This window comes from Frigoribacterium sp. RIT-PI-h, assembly GCF_001297205.1.
Classification (GTDB): Bacteria; Actinomycetota; Actinomycetes; order Actinomycetales; family Microbacteriaceae; genus Frigoribacterium.
On sequence record NZ_LHOZ01000125.1, the window covers coordinates 1 to 6357 of the forward strand.

6 protein-coding genes are annotated in these 6357 nt (G+C 73.3%); 4 read left to right on the plus strand and 2 right to left on the minus strand.

Features of this window, described 5'->3' with window-relative positions; all coding sequences use genetic code 11:
• Positions 1 to 49: 49 nt before the first annotated feature.
• Positions 50 to 892: an amino acid ABC transporter permease gene (locus AEQ27_RS15810; RefSeq protein WP_235451133.1), complete on the minus strand. Its 843-nt coding sequence runs from the start codon at positions 890 to 892 to the stop codon at positions 50 to 52.
• Positions 893 to 918: 26 nt separating this feature from the next.
• Positions 919 to 1749, minus strand: coding sequence for a transporter substrate-binding domain-containing protein (locus tag AEQ27_RS15815; protein ID WP_054147547.1), 831 nt, complete (start codon positions 1747 to 1749; stop codon positions 919 to 921).
• Between the two features lie 79 nt (positions 1750 to 1828).
• Here AEQ27_RS15815 and AEQ27_RS15820 point away from each other — a divergent pair, with 79 nt between their 5' ends.
• The 4 genes from AEQ27_RS15820 to AEQ27_RS15835 all read left to right on the plus strand — a co-directional run bounded on the left by AEQ27_RS15820 (position 1829) and on the right by AEQ27_RS15835 (position 5980).
• Positions 1829 to 3160 (plus strand): glycosyltransferase 87 family protein, encoded by a 1332-nt coding sequence (locus tag AEQ27_RS15820; protein WP_082383672.1) that lies wholly within the window; start codon positions 1829 to 1831, stop codon positions 3158 to 3160.
• A complete protein-coding gene (locus AEQ27_RS15825; protein ID WP_054147544.1) occupies positions 3157 to 3525 on the plus strand; it encodes a thiamine-binding protein in 369 nt (122 codons plus the stop codon). The genes AEQ27_RS15820 and AEQ27_RS15825 overlap by 4 nt, the downstream gene beginning before the upstream one ends.
• Before the next feature lie 5 nt (positions 3526 to 3530).
• Positions 3531 to 4457: a L,D-transpeptidase gene (locus AEQ27_RS15830; RefSeq protein ID WP_054147545.1), complete on the plus strand. Its 927-nt coding sequence runs from the start codon at positions 3531 to 3533 to the stop codon at positions 4455 to 4457.
• 272 nt (positions 4458 to 4729) lie between these two features.
• Entirely contained in the window at positions 4730 to 5980 is a 1251-nt protein-coding gene (locus AEQ27_RS15835) for an MFS transporter (protein ID WP_054147546.1), read from the plus strand.
• Positions 5981 to 6357: the final 377 nt, after the last annotated feature.

Sequence of the window (6357 nt, forward strand, 5' to 3'; positions counted from 1 at the left end):
GGGGTGACGGGCACCGCGCCTCCTGCGGTGGGCTCGGGGGTGGGGGTGCTCATACGACGCTGCCCGCCTGTTCGCGACGACGGAGGCGTGCCGACAGCCAGTCGGTCAGCCAGATGGTGGGCAGGGCCAGCAGCACGAAGAGCAACCCGGCGAGCACGTAGGGCGTGAAGTTCGCCGCGGTCGCCGTCTCGATCTGCGCGGCGCGGACGGCGTCGACGGCCCCGAGCACCGAGATGAGCCCGACGTCTTTCTGCATCGAGACGAAGTCGTTCATGAGGGCGGGCGTCACCTTCCGCAGCGCCTGCGGGAACACGACGAGGCGCAGGGTCTTGGCGTGGCTGAGGCCGAGCGACCGGGCCGCGAGGCGCTGCGACGGGTGGACGGCGTCGATGCCGGCCCGGATGACCTCGGACACGTAGGCCGAGTAGGTGAGGATCAACGCGATCGTGCCCCAGAACTCGGCGGGCAGCCGCGGGATGCCGAGGCCGAGGCCCGGCACGCCGAAGCCGACGAGGTAGAGCACGATGATCAGCGGCATGCCGCGGAACAGGTCGGTGTAACCCCGCACCAGCGCCCGGACGGGGAAGAACACCGGCCCGCGCAGGGTGCGCAGCGCCGACAGGACGGTGCTGACGACGGCCACTCCGACGGCGGCGACCAGCAGCACCCGCACGTTCAGCCAGAGGCCCTCGACGACGCGGGGCCAGGCCGAGGCGAAGGTGGCCCCGTCGAGGAAGCTGAACTGGACGCGGGACCAGCCGGGCGTGCTGGTGACCGCCCACCAGGCGAGGGCGGCGAAGGCGACCGTGCTGACGGCGGCGATCACGACGGACCGGGTCGACTGTCGTCGACGGAACGCGCGTCGGTCGAGTTCGAGGTCGCTGACCGCCACCGGGTCGGCCGCGACCGTGCGAGGCGCTACGACAGCTCTTTCACGTCGTAGTCGGCCAGCCACTGCTGCTGCAGCTCGGCGAGCGTGCCGTCGGCCTGGAGGTCGTCGACGGCTTTCGTGACGTCGGCGGTCAACGAGCTGCCGAGCGGCAGGACGATGCCGAGCTGGTCGCTCGCCCCGTCGGTCGCGGGCAGCTGGCCGAGCACGACGCCGCCCTCGACGAAGTAGGTGGCGGTCGGGACGTCGAGGACGATGGCGTCGACCTGGCCGGCCTCGAGCGCTGCCTTCGCGTCGTCGTTCGAGTTGTAGGCCTGCACACCGCCTTCGGGGTCGATGGCGTTCTCGGCGGCGGTGAAGCTCGTCGTGCCGCTCTGGGCACCGATCGCGAGGCCCTCGAGGTCGGCGATCGAGGTGGCGTCGGCCGCGGCCGTGCCGGGCAGGGTGACGACCGCCTGGCGTGTCTCGTAGTAGGCGGGGGAGAAGTCGACGGCCTTCTCGCGCTGGTCGGTGATCGAGAACTGCTGCAGGTTGAGGTCGAAGGTCTTCGGCCCGGGCGCGATGGCCTCGTCGAACGTGGTGCGCACCCAGACGACGTCGGAGTCGTCGTAGCCGAGCTTGTCGGCGACCGCGTAGGCGACGGCCGCCTCGTAGCCCTTGCCCGAGGTCGGGTCGTCGTCCTCGACCCACGGGCCGTAGGCCGGTTCGCCCGTGGCGACGGTGAGCTTGCCCTCGGTCACGGGGCCGACGGCCGCGGCGTCGGCACCCGAGCCCCCGTCGGACGAGCAGGCGGCGAGCGACCCGGCCAGCACGAGGGCGGCGGCGGTCGCGACGAGTCGGAGGGAGGCGGGTCTGCGCATGAGTGGGATCGTAGCGGCGACCGCCGACGTCGGCCGACGCATGACGCCCGGTGTCGGGACCGACGGCTAGCCTGTGGGCATGCCGACCCCCGTGCCCTCCGCGTCGGCCGAACCCGGTGCGCCGACCGTCCGCGACGCGCGGTCGTCGGGCACCCGGTCCGGGGCCGACGGTCGCACCACGTTCGTCGAGCGGGCGAGGTCGCTCGCGGCGTCACCCGTGGTGCTCGGCATCGCCTTCGTGCTCGTGCACGCCTGGCTCGTCCGGCTCAACCTCGTCGGCGGCAACCGCACCCTGGGCGACGTCGACGTCGTCTACCGCACCTGGATGCAGCAGGGCGTCGGGGGTGGCGACTGGGTGGGCGTCGACCGACCGTGGGTCTACCCGCTGCTCGCCGCGGTGCCGATGCTGGTCGCCCGGCTCGGTGGCGACTCGGGCTACGGGGCGGTGTGGCTCGTGCTCGTGTCGCTGTTGAACGCCGGGGCCTTCGTCGTGCTCGTGGCGCGGCGGCGCGCCGGGTCCGTGGCCGCCGCGTGGTGGTGGCTCGCGTTCCTCGTCGCCCTCGGGCCGATCGCCCTCGGCCGCATCGATGCCGTCACGGTCGCCGTCGCGCTGGTGGGGCTGCTGCTCGTCTCGACGCGGCCCTCCCTGGCATCCGCCCTGCTCACGATCGCGGCGTGGGTCAAGGTCTGGCCCGCCGCGCTCGTGGTGGTCGCCGTCCTCGCCGTGCGGCGTCGCGTCGAGGTCGTCGTGGCCGCCGCGGTGACCAGCGCGGTGGTGGTCTCGATCTCGCTCGTGCTCGGCAGCGGGTGGAACGTGTTCGGCTTCGTCGGCCAGCAGGCCGGTCGCGGTCTGCAGGTCGAGTCGCCCGCGGCGGTGCTCTGGCTCTGGCGCGCCGCCGCCGGGGTCCCCGGCACCTTCGTCTACTACGACCGTGAGATCCTCACCTACCAGATCGCCGGCGACGGAGTCGGGTTCGCCGCGAAGGCGATGAGCCTCGTGATGGCCGCGGTCGTGCTGGGCGTCGTGTTGCTGGGTCTGCGGGCGGTGCGCCGCGGGGTGACGGCCACGCGCCTCCTGGGTCCGTTGTCGCTGGCCGTCGTCGTCGCCCTGATCGTGACCAACAAGGTCGGTTCGCCGCAGTTCGTGGCATGGCTGGCGGTACCCGTCGTCGTAGGGCTCGTGCTCGCACGCTCGGGCGGGCCGCGGTTCGTCGTGCCGGCGGTGCTGGCCGTGGTCGTGGCGGGGCTGACGCAGGTGGTCTACCCGCTCGAGTACGACGCCCTGCTCGCCGCGCGACCCGACCTGGTGGCCGTGGTCACCGTGCGGGCCGTGCTCGAGCTCGGGCTGCTGGCGTGGACCGTCGTCACGCTCTGGCGCGTGCGCCCGGCACCCGCGAGGATGGACGCATGATCGTCGCGTTCTCCGTCTCGCCCAGTGGTGCCCGCCCCGAGGGCGGGCCGTCCTCCGGCTCCGAACCTGATTCGGTCCACTCGGCCGTGGCGGCCGCCGTCGCGGTCGTGCGGGCGTCCGGCCTGCCGAACCACACCTCGTCGATGTTCACCGAGATCGAGGGCGAGTGGGACGAGGTCATGGCCGTCGTCAAGGCCGCCACCGAGGCCGTCGGTGCCTTCGGCTCGCGCGTCTCGCTCGTGCTCAAGGCCGACATCCGACCGGGACGTACCGGCGAGCTCACCGGCAAGGTCGAACGACTCGAAGCCGCCCTCGGCGCCACCGATCACGCGGCCTCGCCGGTCGCGGCCGCCCCCGGGGCGTAGGCCTCGTGCCGGGGCGACCGAGCCGCCGGGGGACCGCCCTCCTGGCCGGCGGCGTCACCGTGGTGCTGGTGGCCGCCGTCGCGATCGGCGTCGGCGTGTCCCGGAGCGAGCCATCCGCGACGTCGGCGAGCCCGAGCCCGACCGTCGAGGCCGCACCCACCCCGACGCCGACACCGACCCCCGAGGCCGTCCCCGTACCTCCGTCGCCCGAGGCCCTCGCGGCCCTGCCGCTGGCGTTCTACGACGCCGTCATCCCCGCGCTCCTCGACGGCACCGACGTCACGCCCGAGAACGCCTGGGCGGTGGCCACGCCGACCGCGCCGCTCGTCGCGCTGTACGCGAGCCCGGCGGCCGACGCCGCGCCGGTCGCCACGCTCTCCTCGACGGTGCCGACCCTGAACCTTCCCGCGGCGACGGCGGTCTGGGGCTCCCGGGAGGGTGTCGACGGCGGCATGCTGCTCGTCTCGACACCGTCCCGCAACGCGACGCCCGGTGACGGAGGCGTGCCGGCGGCGCCGAGTGCGACCTTCGGCTGGGTGCGCGCCGCCGACGTGTCGGTGACGGCCGCGGCGTCGAGCGTCGTGGTCGACACCGCGGCGTCCACCCTCTCGATCGTCGGGCCGGACGGGGTGGCGTCCGCGTCCGAGGCCGTACGACTCGGCACGCCGGACGACCCGACCCCCTCGGCGACGGCGACCTACATGCAGGCGAACTACGTCGACCGCTCGATCGGGTATACGCAGGGCAACCCCATCGCCCTCACCGGGGCCCACTCGTCGTTGCTGCCCGAGTACGGCGGCAACTCCGCCCTCACGGCGATCCACTTCTATCCCGACCCGACCGGCGCGTCCCACCGGTGCGTGCGGGCGTCGGCGGCGATGACCGCCGCGCTGGCCGCCCTGCCGGTCGGCCCCGCGATCACCTTCACCTGACCTCGCCCGACACCGGTCGGGGCGGCGACCCCGACCGGGCCCGCGCCACCGACCGCGCCCGCGACCCCGATCGGGCGCCCGCCACACTGGTGCCGCACGCCGCCGGGGCCGTAGACTCGTTCTCACATCGCGCGGTCGAATCGATACGACCCGGCGTCGAGCACCCGCCCGGGTGACGACGGCGCCCTCGGGCCCGCGCCCCTCCCAGCTCGACGGCGAGCCGTGGCAGGCTCCCTCGCTGACACCCTCCTCGAACTCGAAGGCCCTCGCTCGTGACCCACCTCTCCCGCCGTCGTCGCACGGCCGCCCTGATCGCCCTCGCCCTGGGTGGTTTCGGCATCGGCTCGACCGAGTTCGTCGCCATGGGCCTGTTGCCGAACATGGCCGGCGATCTGCTGCCCGACCTGTACTCCCGGTCGGCGGACGCCGGCATCGCCCAGGCCGGCTGGCTGATCAGCGCCTACGCCCTCGGCGTCGTCGTCGGGGCCCCGACCATCGCCGCGATGTCGTCGCACTTCCCGAAGAAGAAGCTGCTGCTCGCCCTGCTCGCCGCCTTCACGGTCGGCACGATCGCCTCGGCCCTGCTGCCGTCGTTCGGCTGGGTGCTCGCCGCCCGCTTCGCCGCGGGCCTGCCGCACGGCGCCTACTTCGGCATCGCGTCCATCGTCGCCGCGTCGATCATGGGCCCCGGCAACCGAGGCAAGGGGGTCGCGCTCGTGCTCAGCGGCCTGACGATCGCGAACGTCATCGGCGTGCCCTCGATCACCTGGCTCGGCCAGCAGTCCGGCTGGCGGGTGGCCTACCTCGCGGTCGCCCTCATCTTCGCGCTGACCTTCGTCGCCGTCGCCTTCGCCGTGCCGCACCAGGACGGCGACGCGTCCGCCTCGATGAAGCGCGAGCTGCGGGCGTTCAAGCAGCCCCAGGTCTGGCTCGTGATGGGCATCGGGGCCATCGGCTTCGGCGGGTTCTTCGCGGTCTACAGCTACATCGCCAACGCCGTCACGGAGGGGGCGGGCGTCTCCGAGGGCATCGTCCCCTGGGTGCTCGTCACGGTCGGCGTCGGCATGACCATCGGCAACCTGCTCGGCGGCTGGTTGGCCGACCGCTCGCTCAAGCTCGCGATGTACCTCGGCTTCGTCGGCCTCATCGCCGCCCTCTCGGCCTACGCGCTCACCTCGAGCTCGATCGTCGGCATCTTCGTCAGCACGTTCTTCGTCGGCCTCGTCGGCTCGAGCGTCGGCCCGTCGGTGCAGTCCCGCCTGATGGAGGTCGCGGGCGAGAGCCAGGTCATCGGCGCCGCCCTGAACCACTCGGCCATGAACCTCGGCAACAGCTTCGGCGCCTACCTCGGTGGAGCGGTCATCGCGGCGGGACTCGGCTTCTCGGCACCCGGCTGGGTCGGCGTCGTGCTGGCCCTCGCCGGAGTCGTCCTCACCATGATCAGCTTCGGCATGCAGCGGGTCGACGATCGACGCGGGGCGGCCCGGGCCACCGCCGCCGAACGCGAGTCGGTCTCGGCGTAGGCGTCCTCGAGGCGCCGACCCGCGCCTCCTGCGGTCGGTTTGGCCGTCCTGCGGGAGCGGACTGCCGGCCCTTTCGTGACCGTCGCCGTGCCCGACCCGATCTCGACCCGCTCGGTTCGACCCGGCTCGTGCGCGCAGGCGCGCCGAACCCGACTCGGCTCGGGCGCGAGGTGTGCCGAACCCGACCGTGCTCGCGCGCCCAGGCGTACCGAACCCGATCGTGCTCGTGCGCCGAGGCGTACCGAACCCGACCGTGCTCGTGCGCCCAGGCGTACCGAACCCGACCGAAGATGTCCGACACGCCGCTCGTGTCCGGGCCGAACTCCGCGTCGGGCGGTGAATTGTCGCGATTTGCACAGGGCTGGGCAGGGCAGGGC